General features: G+C 47.8%; 37 protein-coding genes. 2 read left to right on the top strand and 35 right to left on the bottom strand.

The annotated features are described in order from the left end of the window. The 17 genes from nrdI to M1D67_RS07570 all read right to left on the bottom strand — a co-directional run bounded on the left by nrdI (nucleotide 1) and on the right by M1D67_RS07570 (nucleotide 11,552). Nucleotides 1–363, bottom strand: coding sequence for a class Ib ribonucleoside-diphosphate reductase assembly flavoprotein NrdI (nrdI, locus tag M1D67_RS07650; RefSeq protein ID WP_479831731.1), 363 nt, complete (start codon nucleotides 361–363; stop codon nucleotides 1–3). After that, a complete protein-coding gene (locus tag M1D67_RS07645) occupies nucleotides 357–506 on the bottom strand; it encodes a hypothetical protein (RefSeq protein ID WP_157678827.1) in 150 nt (49 codons plus the stop codon). The genes nrdI and M1D67_RS07645 overlap by 7 nt, the downstream gene beginning before the upstream one ends. Next, nucleotides 503–703, bottom strand: coding sequence for a hypothetical protein (locus M1D67_RS07640; RefSeq protein WP_231006521.1), 201 nt, complete (start codon nucleotides 701–703; stop codon nucleotides 503–505). The genes M1D67_RS07645 and M1D67_RS07640 overlap by 4 nt, the downstream gene beginning before the upstream one ends. Further along, nucleotides 700–969, bottom strand: a complete 270-nt coding sequence (locus M1D67_RS07635; protein WP_271750080.1) for a hypothetical protein — start codon at nucleotides 967–969, stop codon at nucleotides 700–702. The genes M1D67_RS07640 and M1D67_RS07635 overlap by 4 nt, the downstream gene beginning before the upstream one ends. A gap of 4 nt (nucleotides 970–973) precedes the next feature. Next, the gene (locus tag M1D67_RS07630; protein WP_145614388.1) at nucleotides 974–1,480 is read right to left on the bottom strand and encodes a hypothetical protein; all 507 of its coding nucleotides are present in this window, start codon (nucleotides 1,478–1,480) and stop codon (nucleotides 974–976) included. Next, entirely contained in the window at nucleotides 1,481–2,005 is a 525-nt protein-coding gene (locus tag M1D67_RS07625; RefSeq protein ID WP_479831730.1) for a crossover junction endodeoxyribonuclease RuvC, read from the bottom strand. Continuing rightward, the gene (locus M1D67_RS07620; RefSeq protein ID WP_479831729.1) at nucleotides 2,002–2,154 is read right to left on the bottom strand and encodes a hypothetical protein; all 153 of its coding nucleotides are present in this window, start codon (nucleotides 2,152–2,154) and stop codon (nucleotides 2,002–2,004) included. Before M1D67_RS07620 ends, M1D67_RS07625 begins: the two co-directional genes overlap by 4 nt. Next, entirely contained in the window at nucleotides 2,154–2,333 is a 180-nt protein-coding gene (locus tag M1D67_RS07615; RefSeq protein WP_479831728.1) for a hypothetical protein, read from the bottom strand. The genes M1D67_RS07620 and M1D67_RS07615 overlap by 1 nt, the downstream gene beginning before the upstream one ends. Beyond that, nucleotides 2,333–3,382 carry a hypothetical protein gene (locus tag M1D67_RS07610; protein ID WP_479831727.1) on the bottom strand — a complete coding sequence of 350 codons (1,050 nt, stop codon included), beginning with the start codon at nucleotides 3,380–3,382 and terminating at the stop codon, nucleotides 2,333–2,335. The genes M1D67_RS07615 and M1D67_RS07610 overlap by 1 nt, the downstream gene beginning before the upstream one ends. After that, complete coding sequence (locus M1D67_RS07605; protein ID WP_479831726.1) at nucleotides 3,383–5,560, bottom strand: DNA polymerase; 2,178 nt, start codon at nucleotides 5,558–5,560, stop codon at nucleotides 3,383–3,385. A 350-nt stretch (nucleotides 5,561–5,910) separates the two neighbouring features. Further along, nucleotides 5,911–7,158, bottom strand: a complete 1,248-nt coding sequence (locus M1D67_RS07600; protein WP_479831725.1) for a hypothetical protein — start codon at nucleotides 7,156–7,158, stop codon at nucleotides 5,911–5,913. Next, nucleotides 7,158–7,589, bottom strand: a complete 432-nt coding sequence (locus M1D67_RS07595; protein WP_479831724.1) for a hypothetical protein — start codon at nucleotides 7,587–7,589, stop codon at nucleotides 7,158–7,160. The genes M1D67_RS07600 and M1D67_RS07595 overlap by 1 nt, the downstream gene beginning before the upstream one ends. Nucleotides 7,590–7,611: 22 nt before the next feature. After that, on the bottom strand, nucleotides 7,612–8,367 hold the full coding sequence (locus tag M1D67_RS07590; RefSeq protein ID WP_479831723.1) for a single-stranded DNA-binding protein: 756 nt from the start codon (nucleotides 8,365–8,367) through the stop codon (nucleotides 7,612–7,614). 247 nt (nucleotides 8,368–8,614) lie between these two features. Further along, the gene (locus M1D67_RS07585; RefSeq protein WP_479831722.1) at nucleotides 8,615–9,127 is read right to left on the bottom strand and encodes a hypothetical protein; all 513 of its coding nucleotides are present in this window, start codon (nucleotides 9,125–9,127) and stop codon (nucleotides 8,615–8,617) included. Next, the gene (locus tag M1D67_RS07580; protein WP_165688617.1) at nucleotides 9,124–9,276 is read right to left on the bottom strand and encodes a hypothetical protein; all 153 of its coding nucleotides are present in this window, start codon (nucleotides 9,274–9,276) and stop codon (nucleotides 9,124–9,126) included. Before M1D67_RS07580 ends, M1D67_RS07585 begins: the two co-directional genes overlap by 4 nt. Nucleotides 9,277–9,410: 134 nt before the next feature. Next, nucleotides 9,411–10,046, bottom strand: coding sequence for a sigma factor (locus tag M1D67_RS07575; RefSeq protein WP_023856086.1), 636 nt, complete (start codon nucleotides 10,044–10,046; stop codon nucleotides 9,411–9,413). Between the two features lie 276 nt (nucleotides 10,047–10,322). Next, a complete protein-coding gene (locus M1D67_RS07570; RefSeq protein ID WP_023856087.1) occupies nucleotides 10,323–11,552 on the bottom strand; it encodes an AimR family lysis-lysogeny pheromone receptor in 1,230 nt (409 codons plus the stop codon). A gap of 109 nt (nucleotides 11,553–11,661) precedes the next feature. Between M1D67_RS07570 and M1D67_RS07565 the strand changes: the two genes are divergently transcribed. Both M1D67_RS07565 and M1D67_RS07560 read left to right on the top strand, forming a co-directional pair. Continuing rightward, the gene (locus M1D67_RS07565) at nucleotides 11,662–11,883 is read left to right on the top strand and encodes a helix-turn-helix domain-containing protein (protein ID WP_050821138.1); all 222 of its coding nucleotides are present in this window, start codon (nucleotides 11,662–11,664) and stop codon (nucleotides 11,881–11,883) included. A 112-nt stretch (nucleotides 11,884–11,995) separates the two neighbouring features. Then, nucleotides 11,996–12,157, top strand: a complete 162-nt coding sequence (locus tag M1D67_RS07560) for a helix-turn-helix domain-containing protein (RefSeq protein WP_050821137.1) — start codon at nucleotides 11,996–11,998, stop codon at nucleotides 12,155–12,157. 23 nt (nucleotides 12,158–12,180) lie between these two features. Here the strand turns inward: M1D67_RS07560 and M1D67_RS07555 are convergent, their stop codons facing one another. The 18 genes from M1D67_RS07555 to queD all read right to left on the bottom strand — a co-directional run bounded on the left by M1D67_RS07555 (nucleotide 12,181) and on the right by queD (nucleotide 22,713). After that, nucleotides 12,181–13,194, bottom strand: a complete 1,014-nt coding sequence (locus M1D67_RS07555) for a toprim domain-containing protein (RefSeq protein WP_479831721.1) — start codon at nucleotides 13,192–13,194, stop codon at nucleotides 12,181–12,183. 146 nt (nucleotides 13,195–13,340) lie between these two features. Next, nucleotides 13,341–14,705, bottom strand: coding sequence for a P-loop NTPase family protein (locus M1D67_RS07550; protein WP_479831720.1), 1,365 nt, complete (start codon nucleotides 14,703–14,705; stop codon nucleotides 13,341–13,343). After that, on the bottom strand, nucleotides 14,702–14,905 hold the full coding sequence (locus M1D67_RS07545; protein WP_479831719.1) for a hypothetical protein: 204 nt from the start codon (nucleotides 14,903–14,905) through the stop codon (nucleotides 14,702–14,704). The genes M1D67_RS07550 and M1D67_RS07545 overlap by 4 nt, the downstream gene beginning before the upstream one ends. Beyond that, a complete protein-coding gene (locus M1D67_RS07540) occupies nucleotides 14,905–15,405 on the bottom strand; it encodes a hypothetical protein (protein WP_440097458.1) in 501 nt (166 codons plus the stop codon). Before M1D67_RS07540 ends, M1D67_RS07545 begins: the two co-directional genes overlap by 1 nt. Then, nucleotides 15,402–16,169 carry an ATP-binding protein gene (locus M1D67_RS07535; protein ID WP_479831718.1) on the bottom strand — a complete coding sequence of 256 codons (768 nt, stop codon included), beginning with the start codon at nucleotides 16,167–16,169 and terminating at the stop codon, nucleotides 15,402–15,404. The genes M1D67_RS07540 and M1D67_RS07535 overlap by 4 nt, the downstream gene beginning before the upstream one ends. Before the next feature lie 161 nt (nucleotides 16,170–16,330). Further along, the gene (locus M1D67_RS07530; protein ID WP_479831717.1) at nucleotides 16,331–17,401 is read right to left on the bottom strand and encodes a hypothetical protein; all 1,071 of its coding nucleotides are present in this window, start codon (nucleotides 17,399–17,401) and stop codon (nucleotides 16,331–16,333) included. A gap of 14 nt (nucleotides 17,402–17,415) precedes the next feature. Further along, a complete protein-coding gene (locus tag M1D67_RS07525; protein WP_479831716.1) occupies nucleotides 17,416–17,799 on the bottom strand; it encodes a hypothetical protein in 384 nt (127 codons plus the stop codon). Continuing rightward, nucleotides 17,783–18,169: a hypothetical protein gene (locus M1D67_RS07520; protein WP_479831715.1), complete on the bottom strand. Its 387-nt coding sequence runs from the start codon at nucleotides 18,167–18,169 to the stop codon at nucleotides 17,783–17,785. Before M1D67_RS07520 ends, M1D67_RS07525 begins: the two co-directional genes overlap by 17 nt. After that, the gene (locus tag M1D67_RS07515) at nucleotides 18,166–18,501 is read right to left on the bottom strand and encodes a hypothetical protein (protein ID WP_479831714.1); all 336 of its coding nucleotides are present in this window, start codon (nucleotides 18,499–18,501) and stop codon (nucleotides 18,166–18,168) included. The genes M1D67_RS07520 and M1D67_RS07515 overlap by 4 nt, the downstream gene beginning before the upstream one ends. Continuing rightward, nucleotides 18,498–18,884, bottom strand: coding sequence for a DUF7448 domain-containing protein (locus M1D67_RS07510; RefSeq protein WP_479831713.1), 387 nt, complete (start codon nucleotides 18,882–18,884; stop codon nucleotides 18,498–18,500). Before M1D67_RS07510 ends, M1D67_RS07515 begins: the two co-directional genes overlap by 4 nt. 39 nt (nucleotides 18,885–18,923) lie before the next feature. Further along, on the bottom strand, nucleotides 18,924–19,253 hold the full coding sequence (locus tag M1D67_RS07505) for a hypothetical protein (protein WP_479831712.1): 330 nt from the start codon (nucleotides 19,251–19,253) through the stop codon (nucleotides 18,924–18,926). Then, a complete protein-coding gene (locus M1D67_RS07500) occupies nucleotides 19,253–19,441 on the bottom strand; it encodes a hypothetical protein (protein ID WP_025810917.1) in 189 nt (62 codons plus the stop codon). Before M1D67_RS07500 ends, M1D67_RS07505 begins: the two co-directional genes overlap by 1 nt. Next, on the bottom strand, nucleotides 19,419–19,592 hold the full coding sequence (locus M1D67_RS07495) for a hypothetical protein (RefSeq protein ID WP_189319637.1): 174 nt from the start codon (nucleotides 19,590–19,592) through the stop codon (nucleotides 19,419–19,421). Before M1D67_RS07495 ends, M1D67_RS07500 begins: the two co-directional genes overlap by 23 nt. A gap of 203 nt (nucleotides 19,593–19,795) precedes the next feature. Beyond that, nucleotides 19,796–20,149 carry a helix-turn-helix domain-containing protein gene (locus M1D67_RS07490; RefSeq protein ID WP_479831711.1) on the bottom strand — a complete coding sequence of 118 codons (354 nt, stop codon included), beginning with the start codon at nucleotides 20,147–20,149 and terminating at the stop codon, nucleotides 19,796–19,798. 7 nt (nucleotides 20,150–20,156) lie between these two features. After that, nucleotides 20,157–20,561, bottom strand: a complete 405-nt coding sequence (locus tag M1D67_RS07485; protein ID WP_144498415.1) for a group I intron-associated PD-(D/E)XK endonuclease — start codon at nucleotides 20,559–20,561, stop codon at nucleotides 20,157–20,159. 468 nt (nucleotides 20,562–21,029) lie between these two features. Continuing rightward, nucleotides 21,030–21,527, bottom strand: coding sequence for a preQ(1) synthase (gene queF, locus M1D67_RS07480; protein WP_009328607.1), 498 nt, complete (start codon nucleotides 21,525–21,527; stop codon nucleotides 21,030–21,032). Between the two features lie 21 nt (nucleotides 21,528–21,548). Next, the gene (queE, locus tag M1D67_RS07475) at nucleotides 21,549–22,280 is read right to left on the bottom strand and encodes a 7-carboxy-7-deazaguanine synthase QueE (RefSeq protein ID WP_035338861.1); all 732 of its coding nucleotides are present in this window, start codon (nucleotides 22,278–22,280) and stop codon (nucleotides 21,549–21,551) included. After that, nucleotides 22,273–22,713, bottom strand: coding sequence for a 6-carboxytetrahydropterin synthase QueD (queD, locus tag M1D67_RS07470; RefSeq protein WP_023857309.1), 441 nt, complete (start codon nucleotides 22,711–22,713; stop codon nucleotides 22,273–22,275). Before queD ends, queE begins: the two co-directional genes overlap by 8 nt.

The raw sequence follows: 22,713 nt of genomic DNA, 5'->3' as shown, positions 1-22,713 counted from the left end.
TCACCCTTTCCGTAAATATTCGCTCACAAACTCGCGAACTTTAGCGACATCCTCCGCCGTGCCTGCCAGCTCGAACTTGTGAACGATCGGCACTCCGTACTCTTCCGCAATCAGATCGGCCGCCTTTGCGAAGTTACTCCCCCAGTTGCGATTGCCTGACGCAGCCACACCCACCATTAAATCGCCATTGTCCGCGAGGAAGTCCCAAACGGTGCCGGCAACCTGGCCGAATCCGTAAGTTCCCGTTACCAAGACGAACGGCTCCGTCAGCAGCATATCCGCCTTGATTTCGACCGCAGGAAGGCCGGTCTTGGCTACGAATCGACGGACGTTTCCGGCCAGCGAGTAGTAGGCGATTAGCATAAAGACGCCACCAATACTCCGATAGGAATCGCGTACATAATCAAAACGGCTGTCTTTGCGATCTTCTCCGCGGTAGTTTTCGCTTCAATCGGCAGCGCCATCACCGTAAAGAAGAGTAAGCACGCTATCGCAACGTATGTCATTCGATCGACTCCTTCCGTTTTAGTTCCGCCTCTATTTCGTCTTTTCGCGCCAGAATCCGGTCACGTTCGATTTCAAGTTCGGTTTTCTTCCGCTCATGACGGCTGATTGCGTAATCAACATCGGTAAGTTGTTCGTCAAGCCATCGCAAAGACTGCCGTAACTGTGCGGCCGGGGCGCCATAGCATTCGTAGGTCATTGCGTTTCCTCCTCTACGTCCTTTTGAACGCGTTTATGTTCGCGGTATGCGGTGTAAAGTCGGTCAGCTAATCCGGTAAGTAACGCGGTTACCGTGAAAACCACTGCGATTGTGATTCCGACTTTAACGACTGTTCCGACCGCTGGGATCGATAACAGTGCCGTCACGATGACGTAGCCTGTCAGACATCCTGCAGAAAACAGTCCGAGTAATAAGGTGAGCGCAGCCAAGTACGCTAATGCTCCGATAAGTCGCTGCTTAAACATTCGATCACTCCAAATCTATTTTATAGTCGGTTGTAATCGTATTTTCCGGAAGATAGAATTCGTAAGTCTTCTCTCCGGTGTACTTTCCGTAGAAGAATCTCGCAATGGCCGACTTAAATTGCATTTCGTATGTGACTACATAAGGCTGTTCGATATCTCCCTCTTTCATTTTCGAATCTTTAACCTTCGCTTTGTCTACGGATTTAAAACTGTCTTTCTCAACGACATAATAGAAGTATTGTTCTTCGTCTACTGTTCCGGAGCCAAGTATGAAGCTTCCCTTTGTATTCGAGTTATCCTTGATCGAATAAATCTCGGTTTTATGCGGATTCACCGGTTCGTCTTGTAAAAAGAATGCAGGGATAAATCCGATTACAAAAACCAAAGCACCGACCGCCGACCCGAAAAGTATTCCTAGTATACATTCGATCGGCCCAAATCCCCACATGTCGGATATAAAGGCCCCAGCGAATATCACTGCAACGATAATCGATAGAATAAGTATTCCCACCTATTCACCCTCCTTCAGTTTTATAATCTTCTCGCGGATCAGATACGTCAGCGCCACCGCACAAGCATCGCTATGATCGTCTGTTGCGAATTTGTGGTCGGCCGACAAACCGAGCCATTCGCGAACGCTCTCGGCAACTTGCGGCTTCTTTGCGTTTCCGTTTCCGGTGACCGTCTTTTTAACGTTGGCCGGCGTAACGTGGACATCGACTTCGTATCCGTATCGGTGCAGCGCACGCTCAACTGACGACCAGGTTCCGTGAATCTTATTGTTCTGCGCATAGTTACGGCTTGGCGGCCATATCTCCCGCACGATTACGTCGAACGGCTGATTATCGCGAACAAATAGCAGCGTAAATGCTTCGATCTCCTCATACCGCAATGGCTGATCGGTTGATGCGGACGTTTTAAAGTGAGCGGATTTTATTAGGCGAGCTTTTCCGCCCTTGGCTTCGATGATTGCGAATCCCGGCGATGTTAACGAAAGGTCAAGGCCGAGGACTCGGATAGGCTTGGCGCTACTCATTGCATCACCGAAAGCGCAGCATCCCGCCACTCTTCAATCTTTCGCAACACACGAACTTTCTTCTCTTCGTCGATGTATCCCGAGATTCTTCTCTTTATAACAACATGACAATAGTCTGTTAAAATGTCATCATACTCTTCTAAACTCATCACTCCGCCTCCCTATACGCAACAATTAAAACAGGTCCAGCAGCTGTCAACGTATATGTGTTTTTAACATCAACACTCAAACCTTCAGCAACACATTCGTCAATAAAATCCTGCATCATCCGATTAAGCTGATCATTGTTCCAACCGTCGATAACTTTCGCTTTAACAACTGACATCATCATTCCGCCTCCCCTTCGCGAACTCTTTCGATAAATTCGAGCGCCTCAACGTATTGCCGTTTCGTAGATTCGTATACGTTCGATCTCCGTACTTGCGACACTTTTGCACGAAGCGCCGACAGTTCTTCGTCCGTCAGCGACTTCGCAATAGCCGTCTTGTATCCGTTAAACGTCCATCCGTTCAGATCCAACGGTAAAGGCGTTCCCTCCTCGACAGACTTGCGAATCTCTACGAATCTATCGAATAGTTGCTCGACGTCTTCCTCCGTAATTTCGATACCGAACGCCCGCATATCCGGCGACTTTTCGAATTCCCCTTCCGGATACACCCACGATTTCTTAGACGCATTCACGTAAAGGATAACGTATAGGTCGACGCCATACATCGGACCGTAGGCGACGCATTGCTTGACGTGCTTTTCTTCCGGCTGTCGCATCGAATGGAGGGACGTCTTTGCAGCGGTCGTCTGCTTCGATTTAATTTCGAGACCGACGCGCAACACCTCGCCGTCTTCCGTTACGTAGCGCATGATGCCATCGCACGTTCCGTAAAGGTTGAACGAGTATCCGCGATGTGTGACCGGATGATTCCTTTTCGCGAAATCCTCGAACATCGGCGTGCCGTCTTCGTTCTTTTCGAAGCTGAACGGACAGGGGCGGCCGGTCTTCTTCTCGAAATGTTTTTCCATGAAGAGAATGTCGCGCTGGATTACGTCGCCGATCGCTGTACCGATTCTAGTCCATCGTCCTTGATACGGAGGCTTTTTCGTTTCGTCCCTCGGAGATCCGATCGCTTTATGGTAAAGCTCGCGTGGGCAAGCGTTAGCAGATGACGGTGAGAAATACGGCTTCTTCGGAAATACTTTCGGAGCATTGGCGTACCATTTATGAATCTGCGCGTCCAGGGCGTTATCCCACGTCTCCGGCAGCGAGTGCCATTCGTTTAGATATTCGACCAATTCGTCCGCAATCTGCTGCGCGTATGTGGTCGGTTCTTTTAAGTGTGCCCGCAGTGAATTTGCGGATGATCTTCCGTTTATATTCGTCAATTAATCGTCTCCCTTCGTTTTGAGCCATTCATCCACCGAGAAACCGTTTCCCCATCTGCGGCAGATCTCGATATCCGTTTTGTTCGGAATGTTGCCGAAAACGTACGTATTCAGCATGACATCCTCGAAATCTTTAACGTCTTCTCGCGTGATGGTGTCCGGAACTAAAAGCAGCGCTTCGTCATGTACTACACACCATATCCGCCATTCTCCGCGACCTTCAGCCGTCTTCCTATCGCACAACTCTTGCAATGCAATCATCGTCGCTTTGGTCTGGATCGCTGCCGATCCTTGAACTCTTGCGTTAGTTGACTGCGTATAAACAGCCGAGTAATGGCCTTTCGCGTTCCGGTCCTTCGCGTCAGGCAAGCGTCTCTTACGTTGGCCGCGATCCATCCAAACATATCCGTGCTTCTTAACGAAAGCTTGATTCGTTTCGACCCACTTTTTGACGACCGGAAACCTTTCAAAGAAGTTGTCGAGGAACTTCTGCGCCTCTTTCTTCGATATTCCGATAGCGTCCTTGAGCATGTTCGCGCCACCTCCGTAAGCAACCGCAAGCATGATAACCTTCGCCTGTTTCCGGTACACTGATCCGTCGCCGCATTCTTCGATCGGCTTATTGAAAACCTCCGCAGCGATTGACGCATATAGATCGTTGCCCTGTAAGTAGTTATCGACTAGCTTCGGATCTTGCGAGAAGTACGCCAGACATCGGTATTCTTGCTGGCTCCAGTCTCCGCCTAATATCGCGTATCCTTTAGGAGCTACGAACATTTTCCGGGCTTCCTTCGGTTGATTCTGTAGGTTGACGCCTGTTCCACCGGATGAGAATCGGCCAGTCTTTGCGCCGTTCTGATTGAAATTCGTATAGAGTTTGCCGGTCCTCTTGTCGATTAATTCCGGCAAAGCATTAATGTACGTTGAATACAGTTTGAATTTTTCTTTGTATTCGAGAAGCTTCTTAATGATCGGATGTTTGCTCGCAAGAGGTTTTAGGACTTTCTTTGCGTCAGTTGAGTCGAGCTTCTCTCCGGTCGCTTCTTCTAACGCTGGCTTAAGCTGCGCCGGCGAGTTAATGTTGATGTCGCCCAACTCGTCGATAATCTCCGAATACAAACGATCAATCTCCGTTTTGATCTCCTTACCGTATTCCTCTGCGAATTCCAGGTCGATATCGAAACCGGTTGACTCGAGCTTCTGCACGACGCTGATTAACGGTACCTCGACCGTCTCATAGTAGCGAAGGATATCCGGGAACTTTTTCAGGTGTTCGCGTTGGAAATCGCGAAGCTTCCTCGTCACATCCCCGTCTTTTGCCGCATAAGCAAGCGCAATTCGTAGATCGCTCACTTCGTCAAAGCCGATCTTTCCGAATAAGTCTTCGTATGTGTCCGATTTAATCCGTAGATATTTCGTGACGAGGTTCTTAAGCGCAAAGGACGGCTCGTTTTCGTTAAGCAACCGCATCGCTTCCTGTGTGTCCCACGTAAGGCCGCGCAATGTAATTCCTTCGCGATCCAGCATGTGAATATCGAACTTTGCGTTATGAGCGAGCTTTCCGATCGACTCCTCTTCGTAAAATGGCCGCAGTTTTTCGACTACATAGCCGTTATCCAATTGCGGATGATCCGTCTTATGTTTCGTTGGGATATACGCGTGGATGTCCGCTTTAATAGCCGTCAGCACATGGCCGACAATGTAGTCGTTCCATACGTCTGTGCCCGTCGTCTCAACGTCGAATACGATCTCTTCTTCGTCAGCAAGCAACGCGAGGAATTCGTCGAGCCGGGCATCGTCCGTAATCAGCCAGTAGTTTTCCGGCGTATTCTCAACCATCTTCCGTAAGGTTTCTTCGCGCTGGGATTCTTGAAGCGTCTTCCACAACCGCATGGCCTCCGCCTTGCTGAACGCCTTCGGGTTTCCGGCCTTGTTCACGCAGTCAGACGGATTCCTGGCGAGCTTGCCCGCGTCCATTGCCGCCTTGACTTCGTTTAATCGTTGGCGGTCAGTTTCCGATAGCTTGCTTGCGAATATGCGACGCCAGCTTTCCTCGATCGGTTCGGCTGTTTTCGCCTTCTTCTTCCGCTTGGCTGTTTCGGCAACTTTTTCGTTTGTAACTTCGTTAGTCTTTGGCGTCAAAGCGCTCAAATTCAACCGCAGATTGCCTAGTTCCATTCGCATCCTCCTTTCCCGCGTGATGGGTTCGATCTATCGCGACATCTTGTTTATTAAAGCGAATAATAGGAAGTTAATAGCGTTGTGAATCGCGTCCCCATACTCGCCTTGCAACAACGAAAAAGCGCATAAGGCACCACTGATCACACCGACGAAATAACTAAACGTCCTCATAAATCAACCTCCTCCGTCCATTTCCGCTTGTATTCCGCCTCGTTATCCGCATACCAATCCGACCAGCAAGCGTTGTCACAAAAGTACCGGTCGAAGAGCGAATCGTATGTTGCGGATCGCCCTTCGTTGATTGCCCGGTTACATGCGGCGCAGATGGCGGCAGGTTTTGCGTCCACTTACTCGTCGCCCTTTCGATCAAACCGCGCTTCGACTGGCGCGATTAGTTCGATGCTTGACTGATTTTCTGTGCAATTTCCGTGGTTCTGAGTAGCGACTTTTACGCTACCGTCCTCGCCGACAGCCACAACCTCGCAAATTTCCCCATCATATAAATACTGAACCATATCACCGATCTTATACTCGCCAACCTCGCGTCCGATTGCGGCCCATTTTTCGATCTCTGCGGCCTCTTCTTCCGGTAGGAGTTCGAGTTGATCAGGCGTTGCGTATCCAGGCGCCCCGACCTGCGTAATTTCGATACTCTTTCCATCGGCGCGACGAACCTCGTTATCACATACGGAATAGACTTTTCCGTTTTCGAAACCTAATAACGGATATACGCCGCCGCCCGATTTCAGCCGAACTTTAGCGCCTTTCTTAAACTTTGCGCGAGCTTCCGCGTCTTTTGCTTCGGCAACTTCTTCGTCAGTGGCGCGGACGAGTTCATCTTCGTAAAAAATTCCGGCTGCATCTCCGTTCAATTTTTCGCAATGGAAGGGCGCAAAATCTTTGTCGTCTCTTTTTATTAGTACGATTTCATCGATTTCCACATAATGACCGCTTTCGTTCCCGACCACCTTCGCATAATCACCGACTTTCAGGCGTTCAGGCTTCGGCTCGGCGGCGCTGACTTTACGGTAGACTTCGAAAACATGTTCGTAAGTATCAAAATCGTCTCCTTCGTCATCAATGATACGCGGATCTCCATGTCCATCTACGCGATAGATTCCGTAATACTTCCCGGCGGTTAGACAACCGTTTGGAGCTTCGTCAAACTTAACGAAATCGCCCGCTTTCGCCTCGTTCTTGGAAATCCGTACGTACTCCGTCTTGGCTTCGCCTTTTAGCGCAGCAACGTCGGATTTTAATGCCGCGATATCCTTTTCGTTTGTACTGACGCGATCTTCTAATGACGGCTGGGATGCGGAGACTTTGCGGAAAGCGATACCATCGCCATTCCTCTGAGTAACTGTAGCGCTACCTAAAAATCTTGTCGGAATAAAAATAGCGCCCGTCTGATGCTTTTCGGTGAGGTAAAATTCGCCAGACTCTCCGCCAATAACCATGTGTCCTTCCGTTAATAGGAATAGATCGCCCTCCTGAACGGGACTTTCCGTCTTCACATACTCCGCTCCATCATACGAAACCTTCGTAATTTCACCGTTCACCATATCTAGAGTTTTAACACCTTCTAATTTCGCCATCATACCGCCTCCGCTTCGTTATTTTCCGCAAAATCTTCCCGCATGAAATTCATATCCATTTCGACCCAACGCTTGCCTTCCCGTTCTGACGGCCCCCAATAGTCCGTAATGCCGCGATTATCGATCATCCAGACACGAGGGAATTCCCCCTCACCAATTAGCACTCCGATGAAGAAGTCGACGTCTTCAGGCGTATAAGGCTGGCCGTCTCCTTTGCGCCCACTTACCGTTAAGAAACCGCGATCTTCTCTACGGTCCCGGATCGTCTTAACCTGGAACGTTTTCCATTCGCCAGTGCCCGGATCTCTTGCGCTGATATCGAAGGATTCTTCTGTCTCCGATTTTGATACCGCCTGCCACCCGCTGGCTAATAAAGCCGCGCGGGCGATCAGTTCGGAATATTTGCCGATAGTTTCCTTGAGATGCGCCATTCAATCGCCCTCCTTCGTTTTATTAAAACGGTAGATCATCGTCACTGATTTCTTCGTTAGGTTTTTCGTTATTGGATTCCGATACTGGTGGCAGTTTAGCGCGATCAATCTTCGCTTCCTCATCCGCTTCGTGCAGTAGTTTAACGATGTCGGCCTCTTCACGGAAGTTAGCGAGTTCTTCATACTCGTAGTCGATTCCGATGAACTTTTTCGCTTCCTCAAGCTGTTCCGGAGAGGCATCGCCAGATTCTAACGAGAACGACTTGTCGACTTGTTTGATATGAACGGCTTCACCGACGAGAGTGTAGTCCGGATTAAACTTGCGACCCATCTTTTCGGCTTTGTCATAGTCCGCGATCAAGTTGTTAATGTGGAACTCTTTCGTATCGATTACGCGATATGTTTCGTATTCGAGATCATAAACCGGAATCAACGCGTACAGCTTACGAGGAGCACCAACTAAGCAAGACGGGCAAGCGTCAGGGTTCGGTTTCTTAAATGCGCTCTGATCAGCACGAATTCCTTTCGGAGAATGCAGGCACGTATGTTTACGGAAGTGATAGATCGTCCTCTGGCCGTTAAATGTGCTTTGCTCATGCACATAATACGCAAACCAGTCGTCTGGATCAGCGAGAATAACGAATGTGCGTCCTTCCGCGTTTACTTCTCCGTGTTTACCCATACGGACATAACGAGTGACACCTTCCGGGAACTCACCGCCTGATTGCGCTGCCTCACGCTGTTCCTCACGTTGCTTCAAAGTATCTCTTAGACTCATTCGATTTCCCCCTACGTTTTAATTTTGAGGCTTTTAGCCCTCGCAAAATGCCGGTATCTGCGTCCGAAACGCCGCCAGCGCTAAGCCGTAGCGACGCGACTCCGTTACTTAACGGCCGCCCCGACATTCTCCGAGCGCCGGGCCGCTTATCCGCCGCCCTTATTCGCCTTCTTCGCGATTAACTTCGTAAATAAGTCGGCCAAGTACAAGCGCGGCAATCACCGCAAATATTTCGAATAGCCATGCGTTAGACATAGGCGGCGACTCCTTTTTCCTTCTCGGTTAATTCCGAGCGTTTGGCCGCAAGCTCGCTATATTCGGATTTCAGATCGGAAATTTTTGCGTCAATACTGGCGATAACCTTATTCGAACGGGCCTTTGCGCGATTCAATTCGAGCTGCGCAATTTCGAGGTTCTTTTCCGCAATCTGGACGTTAAGAGCACGGACTTCGCGTTTGATACGGCGGATCATTGCGTTTGCTTTGCGCCGTAAAGCCGCCTTCATTTCGTCAGGGATTGCGTCGAGTGGTGCGGGCATTTTGTAAACGGTCACGATTTTATTTTTATATACGATAAATCGAACTCTGCTCTTGTGGTGATCGTATACTTCCTGCCGACCGCCTCGTTTATCCGGATTGCTTCCGACATAAACTGCCGTCTGCATTAATTGAACGAGGTGATTAGGAGCGACTGACCGCAAGACACCGAGACGTTCGACTGCGCGATCAATAGCGTGCTTTGTGACTTCGTATTGTTTCATCCGACGCGCACCGCCTTAATCGATTGTGGTCGGTAGTAGTCCGCCGGATCTTCATCGACCGGCCATGCGCCTTGATATAAAATTTCGGTAAGTTTGCGCGGATCTAGCGCAGGATACGTATTGGAATCGGAAATTTTGGGGATATTCATAGTACGTTCGCCTCCATATTATTTAGGTAAAACGTACTAGATCGGAAGGTGTGTTCGCATACTGTTCGCTTGTCTTTTGACATGAGAACGGTTATCATGAGGATGTGGCTACGCCTCCCGAGGCTAGTTACGTTTTATACAGCAAGATAAACACTAATATCGCCGTGCTGTGATGCGTCATAGTTTTTCGCAAGTTTGCGAATCTCTCGTGTTACGGTGTAGTGGTGAACACCTAGCTTACGTCCAATTTGCCGGGCGCTAGGTTGTTCGGGTGAAAGATGTTCTTTAACGATTGCCGTCGTTAAAGCATCTGAGTTATTCGTTAGGGCCTCGATAAGTTGCCGCTTATCGTGGTCCGTTTTTATTTCGCCTGATACTCGATCAACTACATAAGATTCTAAATCGAAATCCGATGCAGATTCGAATGTTGCCGCATTCTCCTCCGCGGTCGTGTCTAACGGAATTGATCGCTTAACATATGTCCCATTCTTTTTCCTGGTAACATCGATCGCAGCTCTTGCTAAGTGTAGTTTGAAGTGGCTAACAACATCGGTTGATTTTTGCTTGTCGAAGTTCTTTGCACACCACCAAACTCGTTCGTTTAATTCACTTACAATTTCATCCCGCAATACCGCGCTTGTTCTTGAGTATTTCCTCGCGATATTTGAAACCATAGATTTGAAATGATCAAATATGTTTCGGAATGATTGGCTGCTCCCTGTGGTCTGGAACTCATCAATCAGCTTTATTAAGTTTTTTTCGTGTTCCAACTATCATTTCCCCTTTCAATAATAACTGCGAATCTTGGATAAAGATTGGCACATGTTTTTTATTTTTTTATAAGTTTTTCTTCCATGACCATATATTAGCATGATTTGATATTGAATTTTCTGAAAGTGAACAAGGTTTTGAAATACTACTTTTGTTCACACGTTTAAACAAAATGGATAAATAAAAGCCGCCCTAAATGGGCGACCTTGTCCTAACCTCCTATGATATTAATTGCAAGTTCTTTCTGCTGTTCTACTCCGCCACCATTAATTGATTTAAGCGCTAACCCTCCTGCCACAACTACTCCCAACACTAAAGCAACTGATAAAATCTTTTTCAAATAAAACCTCTCCTTTTGGATTACCTTTACTTAGATTAGCAAGAGATTTAACAAACTCGGAATTTTCCCCCGCGTTGATCAAATCCCTCACAATAATAACTGCGAAATAAAGATTGGAATTGGCAACGAAATAGTGAAATTTTTTATACAAACTTTCAACTTTTTTTCCTTCCATACTTCTAAGGTAATCCAATAAATCGAGATCGCCGACTTTTTTAACATTTTTCTCTGCTTCAGAAAAGGAGATTTTTCCTTCTTTATAGCGCTGAACTGATAAAACTGATTCGTGATCATCTTTATCTAATTCAATAGACAGGAGAAGTTTCCCCATACTCAGGTTATATTCTGAAACCTCCATTATTAACTCTGAATTAGTTTCCGCGGCCGTAGCGCAACTCTTCTCAAGGAAAAAAAGACATTTTTTGGGGCTTTTAATTAGATAAGACATACCTAACACATAATAGGCATCTGATTCAGCTCTTTTGTTGATATTAGATTGCAGAATAATACTAGCGTAGTGCCTAGCCTCTTCTAAGTTGTTCAAAAACAAATTCGCGACGGAAAGTACCTCCGATAGACGAAACAGATAGCATTCCTTTAAGAACAGCCGTGTCTTGTCGCTCAAAGATTTAATTTCGGCCTCGATATCAGCTGCCTTATCTATTAAGTAGGAGAATTGACGTTTGTGTAGTAGAACGATGCATTTGTAGATATTCAAGAGAATTTTTAAAGAAGCATCACTGATGTTTTTTAAGGCAGACAGCGCGTCGCCCATTTGGTGAAATTTTGTTTCGCCAGTCATATAACTGTATATAAAAGAGTAAACCTTCACATACTGACCAATAACACCTTTTGTTGTCCTGTGTTTGGTTAACAATTGGTTTAATAGTCCAACATCACGTGTTACAGCAGCATACTCAAATGTGTTTTTAATACAATCATCTGTTCTCATTTTAAGGCACCACTGCCGCATTTTGCTTTTATAATTTTTAGGATCTACAAGAAGAATTAGGCGCAATACATTTCTAAAAGTTAACTCCCTCTGTCCGCTTTTTAGGTAATAAACCTGTCTTGTAGAAATATTTAAAAAGTCCGCAACTTTTTTGTCATCCAAGTCATCTCTGTCTTCAATTTTATTAAATAAGAACTCCCTTACACCTTCCATGTAATTCACCCCGATTAAATAATGAATGACTTTTATTCCCTGATTAAGTATAATTGAATTATAACGAAAATGTTTATACGTGTAAACATATTTTTTAGGAGGATTTTCAATGGTTGATTTTTCGCCTTTATTCGATACTTTAAGAGAAAAAGGAATGAAACTGAGTGATTTGAGACAAGTTATCAGTTCCAGGACGCAAGCTAGTATTAAAGAAAACCACTTACAAAACAATCTCAAAATGTATATAGGTACCCTGGAAAAAATCTGCTTATTCCTAGAGGTGCCCGTTGAGAAAGTCATTAAAATAGTTCCTGATAACGTAGAAAAATAACGATATTTAAGCTATAATTTCCCCGTGAAGCAAAAGCTTTGCGGAGGTGTTTAATACGGTTAAGTATCGTCGAGGTAAATGTTTACTTCGCGACCGACTCCGTGAAGCTGGAATGAACCAAGCGCAGCTCGCCGATAGGGCTGGCGTTAAAGAATCGCATGTATCCGGTTATGTACACGGAACAAAACGGATGAACCTGGATACTGCGAAAACTTTTTCGGTAATTCTAAACTGCCGCATGGACGACCTGTACGAATGGATCGTCGAGGAATAACAGGTAGTCGGTCGCTGACGGGATTAAGTGTCGCCCGTCAACGAAAAACTTACCCGTTTAGGTAACTCCACCCGCCACTTCTTAACGTCCTCTGCGCGCTCATACACCGACTTCAACTCCGCTCTCCCCTCCGCAAGCAAAAATTCATTCGCATCCTTCCCTTCCGTAATATATCCGTGTGCCAGTCCGACTTTCCCGTATAAATAACGCTCGACCTCCGCCCGCAACTTCTCGCCGGCCTTATCGTTATCCGTCACGATGGTTACGTGTTCGATCGGAGACTGGACGATAATGTCCGCCTTCTTTTGGTTGAACGAAGATCCTCCGGTTCCGATCGCCGGCACTCCCGCCGTCATCCACGATTGCGCATCGATCTCCGCCTCGCATAAGACAACGCGCTTCAGCCGCCGGTCATACACGACATTCATTCCGTAAACAAGGTCCCGTATCGGCCATCCGCCTTTGACATACCAGAACGCCTTGCCCCGCGTTGACCGATACTTTACGTTGGCGAGCCGGCCGTTCGGGAGCCGCCAGGGTAGCGCAACCGCACCGCCAACCATTCCCACGCCCATTAGACGCTGGACAGCCGGCATGATTCCGCGCTTGTTTAAATAATCGTTAGGCCCCGCAGACACATCGTCGAGTATCGATTCGCTTAGAGGTTCGCGATTCTTTGCGATCTTCAGCTTCGGCAGCCTGAGCGTTAATTTACCGTCATTTGATTCCGGCGCATACGCATCGATCAGGTATTCGACCGTCTCTTCTTCGGTTTCTTCGCGCAAGAACGCCAGCAACTTAACGAAGCCGCCCCGTGCATACTCTGCGTCATAATAGCCGCTATCGCCCCAATAGCCGGCCTTTGCGGATGTCGTATCGTCAAGATAAACGTAGAAGCTCGGTGTCCGGTCATATCGGAAAGGGCTTGCGGCCAGGAGTCGCTCGTCCGTCCAGGTCGGCCGCGTCCATTCGAATTGTTCGAGTTCAAATCGGATGTCGACGTCGACCTGACGGCCATTTAACGTTAAAATCGGCACTTTCGTATCACTCCTTTCGTCCTAATTAGGCCGGATTGTTCTATATATTACGCCCTGATTTCGAAAAATTCCATCGTATTTTGTCGAAAGTATTCAGAATTTTCCGCGGTAAATGTTGACAATGTTATCCGTTATATTCCAACTGCTTAAAAGTCGAACTGATCCGCTGACCCTTCGGCTCCTCCTAGTTGTTTGATGACGCCGAACTGCGGCAGATAAATGATCTCAGCGCTCTTCCCTTCGCCTCCATCCCGTCCTTTGTTCAGACCGATCAGGCCTCGACCTTCCTCTGCGTTCGTATCCACCGCAATCAATAGCGCAGCATCTTCGAGTAAGGCTTTCGTTTTCTTGACGTCCTTACGCTGCGGCAACTTTAATTCGGAATCAGCGTCTTTCCCTTCACCTTCTTCCGCTTGCGTCAACGCAAAGACAGTCGTTTTTGTTTGACCGGCTAGACGACGGAGTTTTTTCGATGTTTCGGCCGCGTCTCCACCCGCAGTCTTTGACGTGTTCTTTTCGTAATCTAAATAGTAAAACGGATCGATTAGCACGACGTCAGCTTTCGTTTCGAGTATATCCGCCTTCAGATCGCGGAGTTTCCGAGAGTCGAAGTCCTCGTCGTCTACCGCGCGGACAATGATATTACCCGGGATCAATTCGTTCATCCTATCGAGGAACTCCATAAAACCGGCTTCGAATTCTTCGGACAGCTTGCCATGGCGAACATCTCGCGAGTTAAAGCCGCCAGGGCCTGCGTAGTCGATTCCGAGTTCCATATCAACGTCTTCTAACGGATTATTATCGATCCCAAACTCTCCCGAAATTGAAACGTAAAGCCTGACGAGAACCTCATACCATCCCATCTCCATCGACCAGATTAGAACGTTCGCCCCCTGCATCGCACAACTAATCGCTTCCTCCAACGCTATGGCCGATTTTCCCCGTCCGGATTTCCCATAAATAACGTATACGTTCGACGAAACATAGCCGCCCATCGCCCGGTTTATGAATTCGAATTTACTGCGCCAGATCCGGAAAGACTCGCCAGCCTTGCGGTTTTCGTATTCGGCTTTGAATTTGTCGGTATCTTTTTTGATGTCGGTACCGACCGAACTACGAACGTTTGTTCTTATTTTAAGACTTTCGACTTTTTCCGTCAACCACGAAAATAATTCTTCCGGATTATCTTGCGCTTGGCTAAACCGGTCCGGAAGCTCCTTTTCCGCGATATCAACGAACTCTCGCAACGCAGCCTGTTTCCGTAGTTTTTCCGCAAGGTAATCGTAATTGGCATCGATATTAAAATCCGGCTGGAAGTCCGGCACCTCATTCGCAACCATCTCGGCCGTCGGCGCCTGGCCTCCGTGTTTCTCCGCATATTCCGTGATGTATCGGAGTGCCTTGCGTTCGCCTTCCGTCGGCAGATCCTCGGCGGTAATATTAAAGCGCAGCAGCGCGTTCGGATCGTTCTGTTCGATTACTTTCGATAGCATTAAAACACCGTAGTTCATCCGCGATCCCTCCTCTTCTTCTCGATATAAACGACTCTAGCGCCCCTCTTCAGTTGCTCTGCGATTTCTATACGTATACGGAAGTTATCGGCTGCGCTTTCGAACATGCCCGAAACGGAAGCCGCAGCGACACCGATGTAATAAAACGTCCAATCTAGCACAGCAAACGTCCACTTTAACGGATAGAGTAGGCGGTACATTATCGCTCGACCTCCCGCTTCAATTTCGCCAGAACTCCATCAGCATACGACTTGTAATCCTCGTCGCCAATCAGCTCATAAAGCGTCATAAAATCGATGTACTTATCGAGCAGCTCATCGATTTTCTTCGTCTTGTCTTTCGCCATTTCACTCCCCGCCTTTTCAAGTCCTTCGCTAAGCTTAGCTATGGTATCGGCACTCGGCAATTCCGGAAGAAATTCCGCAAAGTGAAACGCCGTTCCCTCCGGCTCCGGATAGTTTTCGTAATCAACTCCGTCAAGATATTCGTCAACAAACTGACTGCGGCAGACTAGGCGGATGTCGTTCGAATCAGCGAGAATCCACTCGCCGTGAATTGCGTCTGCCAGATCGAATTCAACGTAATTAGAAACGCCGGTATCGTCCTCTTCTTCGACTTTCCTTCGCGCTTCTACGAAGAAAATGCGGTCTGGATATCCGTCTACTGCAACTAGGTCTCCGAAAGCGATGTCCGTTTTCATCTCCGCAGCCCCCTTTTCGATTCGCCCTCGAATTCGCTCACCCAGCACAAATCGCCGATCCGGTCCGCCAGCCTTTTCTCTCCGAACACATCCGAAAGACGTCCGAGCGCAATGTTGCTCGTATAGACAGTCGGAAGTTGGTTCGTCACTCTTGCGTTAACTATTGCGTGAAGATATCCGCGAAAGGCTGGCGTACAATCCCGCACACCTACGTCATCCAATACCGCAAATGGAGCCGCCATCGCCAGCGTCATCTTCCGTTTGAATTCCGTCAAGCCGTGCTCGTCATTCGTCATGGTTGCGAGGTTGAATTCCGTTTGCCATTCGTTCACATCGAGGAAATAGGCCGGACGCAGTGATGGCGTTAAACCTCTCCGCAAAGATCCGCTGTAATGAACGCGCAGCCATTCGTTAAGGATTGCCGCCGCTGTCGTCGTCTTTCCGGTGCCGGAGTTTGCGCTGTAGAGATACAACGACTTAATCCGGTCAGCCGGTTCGATATAGCCTTCCGTCTGCTCAAATTGGCGCTCGAACGTCTTGACGTAGTTTTCAACCGATTTATATACCGCAGGCTGGCTCGTTCGAGCCGGAGAATTGGCGAGCGTTGTCAAACGATATTCTCGCGGTAATCCTGCCGCCGCAGATCGACCGCCGTTGCCAGACGCGCCGTGTAGTGCGATGAAGTGCGGGCATTGGCGGGTACAGGCGGACGTGCCGGCCGCTTTGCATCCGTTAGCCAGGACGCAGTGTCTTTCGTTAGTCAATGGCGTTCACTCCTTTCGTTAGTTCTTGTGGATAGTAAACTCCGCTTTAACTTCGTGGTCCCATGGGTTGACTACAAATTTTCCGTTAGTTACCGAATACCCTTTCCGCTGAAGCCACTGCATCATAGCTTCGACGATTTCCGCCTGACTCATCGTATACTTTAAAGACATTCGCCCACCTCCGTCCGGCTATCGTCAATTGTTTTTGGATTTTTACAAAGATGACCGTGCCGTTTCTGTGCGTCTAAATACGTAAACATATCCGGATAATCAGCATCGTACGCTTTGCCGTTTTCTAATTTGCCGACTGTATATTCTGCGACCCGCCCGTCAGTAGCTACGATTCGAACAACGTCTCCCACACGAACCTCAGTCGGCTGCGGTGCGTTCAGATATTCGTCAGGTACTTCGATACCGAGTGCGCGATGAAGAGCGATAGCCTTTCCGATATGGACGTTGAAGCAGTCGTCCAGTGCGGCTTTGGCGATACCTCTTGCGTAGACTTTGCTCGTATTAGCACCACGCAATAATGCTACAACAGTTCGTTTTTGGTTGTTTACAATAAACTCCGCAGTACAAATGTAGGGGTTATAGAAATTATCAGCGTCAGGCACTTCGTAGAAATTGCGATTTTTCAACTCATTGATATCAGCCTTCGCCTGCTCAACGATTTCATCCCGACGTTCTTGTGCAGTCTTTTCAACCGGTGCCGTCGCCGTTAATTCACGCCTCGCATCTTCGAACCCTTTTGCGTATGCCGCCAGGCGTAATTCTTCGATCGCATCTCTTGCTGTTTCTACTGCAGTATCATATCGTTCCACTTCGTCAGCCTCCCCGTTTTCAACTTCGTTATTGACGATGACTTCGTATTCGCTATAAGTCACGTAGTACCCCCACAACCGATGTATGTCGTACTCTGCATAAACGGATACTCCGTTTCCGAATGTATACTCCATATCAACAACAAACTCGTCTCCATTCTTATAAAGACCATGCATTGCGGCATTCGTAATTAAAATTCGATCATGCCTCTTGGCTGGACGCTTCTCTGTGACGATAAGTTCTCCGTCTTCTTTCGCGACACGGTAAATATAAGCGTCTTCTAAATGTATTACCGTATAGTCTTCTCCAAAGTCGCGAGTAACCTCGAACACCTGACCGATCTTATCCGCATACCAGTACGAAGGTTTTCCCGCTTTCATAATCCGCACATACTTTTTCGTTTTAGTCATCGCAATCCCTCCGTTTAATAGAAGTCGTCGCCGATTTCCGCCTGCTGCTCCCGCCTTTGTTGCGCCGCTTCTTCGGCCCTGATTTCCGCCACTGCCCGCTGCAAATTCCGTCCCATATACGTATGCATAAATCCGAAGCTGATGCCCGGCCATTCTGCCGTCGGCCTGTATTCCGCAAAGCACAGATCTATGAAGCGCTTCGTTACTTCCGGTCCGTATTTGCTCGGCTTCCGCTTCGTTCCGACCCAGCGCCCGAGCATTCCCGCTTCGGCCTTCCATGGTTCGCGAGTAGGCATCGGAACGTAAGGGACGCCGTACAGCCGCTCATGCTCCGCTTTTAAGTACGCCTGGAAGTCGTGCGTATTCCATTTTGATACCGGTTTATCTGTCGTCGGCATTTTCGTCACCTTCTTCGTCATTGATCCCGGCTATTTGGACTCCGAGAGCATCCAACGTTCTACGGACTGCTCGCTTCATGAGCAAGTACTTGCCTTCGTCCTCATAGAACTGTGCTCGATCGTACCCATCGCAGAGTTTCTCGTAATATTCCCGCACCTTCTCCTCCGGCGTCTTTTCGACTTCATATCCGTTGATTAATGCGGACGCGAGCGTCACGGTGTCTAGATCATTTAACGGACTAAATCGGTCCGTCCACTCACGCGTTACATGGTATTCCAGAACGTCCTCCTTCGACCATTCCTCTGCGTATAGCCCAAGTAACGCATACGCCTGCTCCTTCGTAATTAACGGCCTTTTAATTTCGCTCATCTTAGCGCCTCCTTTGCGTGTAAATTTATTTCGTATAACTCAGTAATCGGAACTAAATCGACTGATTCTTCGGGAATCTCCGACTTCGATTCGATTAATTTCAGAGCCTTCTTCAGCCGCTCGTTTTCCGCAATCAATCCGGCAAGGGCACAACATAGGTCTGCGATTTCTTTGGCTTCCGGAAACAGATCGAACGTCGTCAACTCACGCTCTGATCCGTCCTTCTCCTGGATAAACACGCCGCCCTCTCCCGGCGCTACCTCCCGCACCTCAATTCCGAGTCCCTTTGCGTCCTGGATAATGCGGTCTCTATCGAATTTTGGAACGATCATTTTAACGCCTCCTCATCCAGTCGCTCAAAAGAGACTGATTCCGAGTAATATCCGTTTGAGGTGCCGTACCATCGAATTGTTACGTATCCTTTATTCGTAGCGAATTTATAAAACGTCCACGTATAGCTATCGTCCCAACTGTCTAACGGCTCTCTATCTTCGTAAATTTCTTCGGCCATGACTAACGGGCTGCCGACCAAATCGTCAAGATCTCCGCAAACATCCTCGATATATACGCTTTCGCAACAGTCTTGATCGTGGTACATGCAGTATACTTCTCCGTCTTCCGTGTAAAACCATAACTCTTCGTCAGCACATCGAGTAATTTTGTCTAGCGTTTTCCCCGCTAATTCGCTAACCTCTGTATAAACACCGTTTCTCATTTTAACGCCTCCATTCCGTGTATTTTCGCCCTTCTAACGTCAGCCCTTACGATTACCCTCGACCGTCAGCAAAGCCGCTAATTCCCCGCGAAATTCCCGTATAATTCGTGCGAGCTCTTCCAGCGTCGTGGCGTCCGATAGTTTTACACGCCGATCCATAACGAACATGATTGCGCGATCAACGGATGAGAAGTACGCGATCTCCCGCCAACGTGCGATTGGTGACGGATCCAGGTCGGGATTTTCGGCAAGCCGCTTCGGCCAGTTCGGCGCTTTCGTTGGATCGGTGAAATAGCGTTCATTTACGATGATATTGCGTTCGTCTGACGTGAGTTTGTAATCATGGGAAATCGGGATTTCAATCGGCATTACAGCATCGCTCCTCTCGCTTTGATAATTTCAAACGCCTGGTCTTCGGTGAATCCTGCGCGGATAAGGGCGTCCTTTCCTTTTCGCATCAGGACCGCGTTCAGTTCGACTTGGCGGGCGACAAGCTCCATATTGTCGAGTAAAAATTCGATTGTCGACTTCAGGTCATTCGTTTGTACTTCCGTCATCTTCGTCAGCTCCTTCGTTAATTAGTCGCTTAACTTTAACGCGTAGTTCTGAAACAGAAACCGGCAGCTCATCTTGTACCAGCGCGCAAGTTTCCGGGCGCAAGTCATTTAAAGCTTCGTATAGAACAGCGAGCTCGTATTTCGTAAACATACCGCACATCCTTTCGTTTATTAGTAAGACCTAGCAATCGTTCGCATACGCTCACTCTTGCAGATGTTATTAATAGCGATACATCTTTTAATAAAGAATATCCGCGCGAATGTATATGAGCGCTATTATTTAATTGAGTATAGATAATGCGTATAGTAAATGAGTATAGTTCGTCTGTCGTTTGAGCAAGGGACGGGTTCACCTCATGAACCCCCGGCTTCATTTTCGAATGCTTTCGGTATCGGCAGCAGCACGTACAGGTTCGATAATTGTCCGCTCTCCTTACTCCTTCTTTCGCGAATGTCGATCAACCCAACATCCTTCAACTTACGCAAAGCCTCCCGGACCGTATTCTCCGAGCAGAAACATTCGGATGCCAGCGTTTTGACCGAAGGAAACGACTGCTTGCTGTGATTGTCCGCGTGCATCGACAACATCGTATAAACGAGCTTTTGCGCACTCTTGTCGAGAATCTTGACGTCAGCTAACACGCTGCTCGCTACCTGTGCGAATTTGTGCTCGCGTAAATCCAAAACGCCCCGTTCTTCGTTTGTCATTCGTTTATCACCCCGCAATCTCTTTCGTAATGATCTCCGGAAATTCTAAGTAGTCATCGAAGAACAGACGTCCATTTGCGCCTACAAAAGCGTTGCTGCCGACTGTATTCGAATACCTCAACGTAATACTCCTTTTATGCGGAAGATCCCGCCAAACTAGATACGCCGTTTTTCCGGAGTAAAAGTCGTGTAGCGCAAGAATGTCGAAATCCTCTTTGCTGTAATGCTTACTGGACGCACTCGGACGGGTAATATCGAATTTAACCTTTTCACCGTCTTCTGAACGCGCGCTTTTCACCTGAACCCGATATGCCTTTCCGTCTTTTTCAACGAGCATGTCGCATTCCGTATTCCCCATCGTAGGCAAGTACGGCTCGTAACCCTTCAATATAAGATCGCTTACTACGAGCATTTCCGCCGCTGCTCCCGTAATCCTCATTCTCGGTAATATGACAACCGCCTCCTTTGCGTTAGTAACTCCCCGCTGTAGCCTTCACGAAATAATACCCGCGACTTTTCAAAACCGCACAATAAATTCGAAATTTTTCCGCCTTCACTTATAACTGCGCAACGACTTTCCGAAATGGACACCGTTTTTAAAATTTCGCTGTCATAAATAACTGCGAAGTCACTTTCGGATTGGCACACGTTTTTCTGCGTTCATTATTAGTTGCGTATAAACTTTCCGGATCGGACCGCGTTTTAGACAAAAAAAATAGACGCACTCAATCGTACGTCTACGTCACACTAGCATTAAGTTCCGCTTATATTATAGATAAAAAACGTCACAGTGACGTCACACCGGCATCACACCCGAGTCACACTTTTACTGTCACTCCAGTCACACATCGATCACAAACCCTCACTTCTCCTGCACCTCTTACCGATTATCAATCGTCTCCGGATACAGATCATGATTCATCATCCGATACTCGGCCATTTTTTCATACTTTGTACCGGGCTTGCCGTAGTTTGTGTACGGGTCGATCGAGATTCCGCCTCTCGGGGTGAATTTGCCCCAGACTTCGATGTAGCGCGGGTCCATCAGCTCAATTAAATCGTTCATGATGATGTTCATGCAGTCTTCGTGAAAATCGCCGTGATTTCGGAAACTGAAGAGATACAGTTTCAAAGACTTGCTTTCTACCATTTTTTTATCAGGGATGTAGCTGATATAGATCGTGGCAAAATCGGGCTGTCCGGTTTTCGGGCACAGGGATGTGAATTCAGGGCAGTTGAATTTCACGAAATAGTCCCTGTTTTCGTGTTTATTCGGGAAAGACTCAAGCACTTCCGGAGAATAGTCAAACAAATAATTGGTGCCTTGATTTCCAAGAAGGGTTACGCCTTCGAGTTCTGAATCTTTTCTTGTGGTCATCATTCATCTTCCTTTCTTCAATCAAACGCCTCGTTTGTTACCCCAGATCAGGGTGTGGAGCTGCGGGAGAACGCGGACGCGGTTCAATTCAGGGTCGCGCGTGACCGCTTCTACCAGCTGTTCATACTTTTGAAGCAGCCGTTCGACGAGCCGCTCTTGGTCTTCTGTATGAACGTCGTCATTTCCGACTTGGAGAAAGAACGGGACATCAGGATAACGCTGGTGAACTTGCTTTGCAAATTGAAGGTCTTCCGCCGTGAATATGACGACCTTCAAACTTGCCGCTTCCGCCCGGCCGTGCTCTTTCAGTTTTTCAACAATATGATCAAGCTTGTTAAAATCGGTTTTCATATTGGAGCTCGGCGGCTTTGGCGAAATTGTTAAATCATCGATTCCGGCAAACCAGTCTTGATAAAACGTCCCTTGCGTCTCAAGCGCTGTCCGTATACCGTTTTCTTTTAAAAGGGAAATCAGTCCGTCCAGCTGTTTTAAAAGCGCCGGGTTGCCTCCTGAAATCGTAACGTGCGAGAAGGCGTTTCCGCCGATGTCTTTAAGAGATTCGTATACTTCTTCAGCGGTCATCCATTTGATGTCTTTTTTCGCCGAACCGTCCCAGGTAAAAGCTGAATCGCACCAGCTGCACGAATAGTCGCAGCCGGCTGTTCTGACAAACATCGTTTTTTGCCCGATGACCATCCCCTCTCCCTGAACCGTCGGACCGAAAATTTCAAGTACGGGAATCGGCTTAGCCATTGTGAACACCCGGTTTCGGACGGTAGACGACATAGCTTGTCGGCGTTTCCCTGACAAACACCTGAACGCAATGCGGACGGTTTTTGAGATCTTTCAAATAAGCCTCTGTTTTATCGTAAATCGTTTTCGCCACCACTTCTGTCGAAGGGATCCGATCCGCGCTTTCACCCGAAAATTCCTGATGGTCATTTAAAAGCGTATGATCGTATTCCCCGTGGATCAATTTTTTAATGGTGCTGAAGTTGACAAGGAATCCTGATTCATTCAATTCATCCCCGGCAATCGTGATATTGATTGTATACGTATGGCCGTGGACTCTGCTGCATGCGCCCGCATCCTCTCTCGGAATAAAATGCGCGGCTGACATCTGCATATCTTTATTTAGTTCAAAAGAGTAAGGATGGCTTGGTTGCGGGTAAATTTGTGTAAGCAC

It is taken from the genome of Bacillus sp. PK6-025, assembly GCF_056530265.1.
Note: the sequence above shows the minus strand (reverse complement) of the source record. Positions and strands in the feature narration are given on the sequence as shown.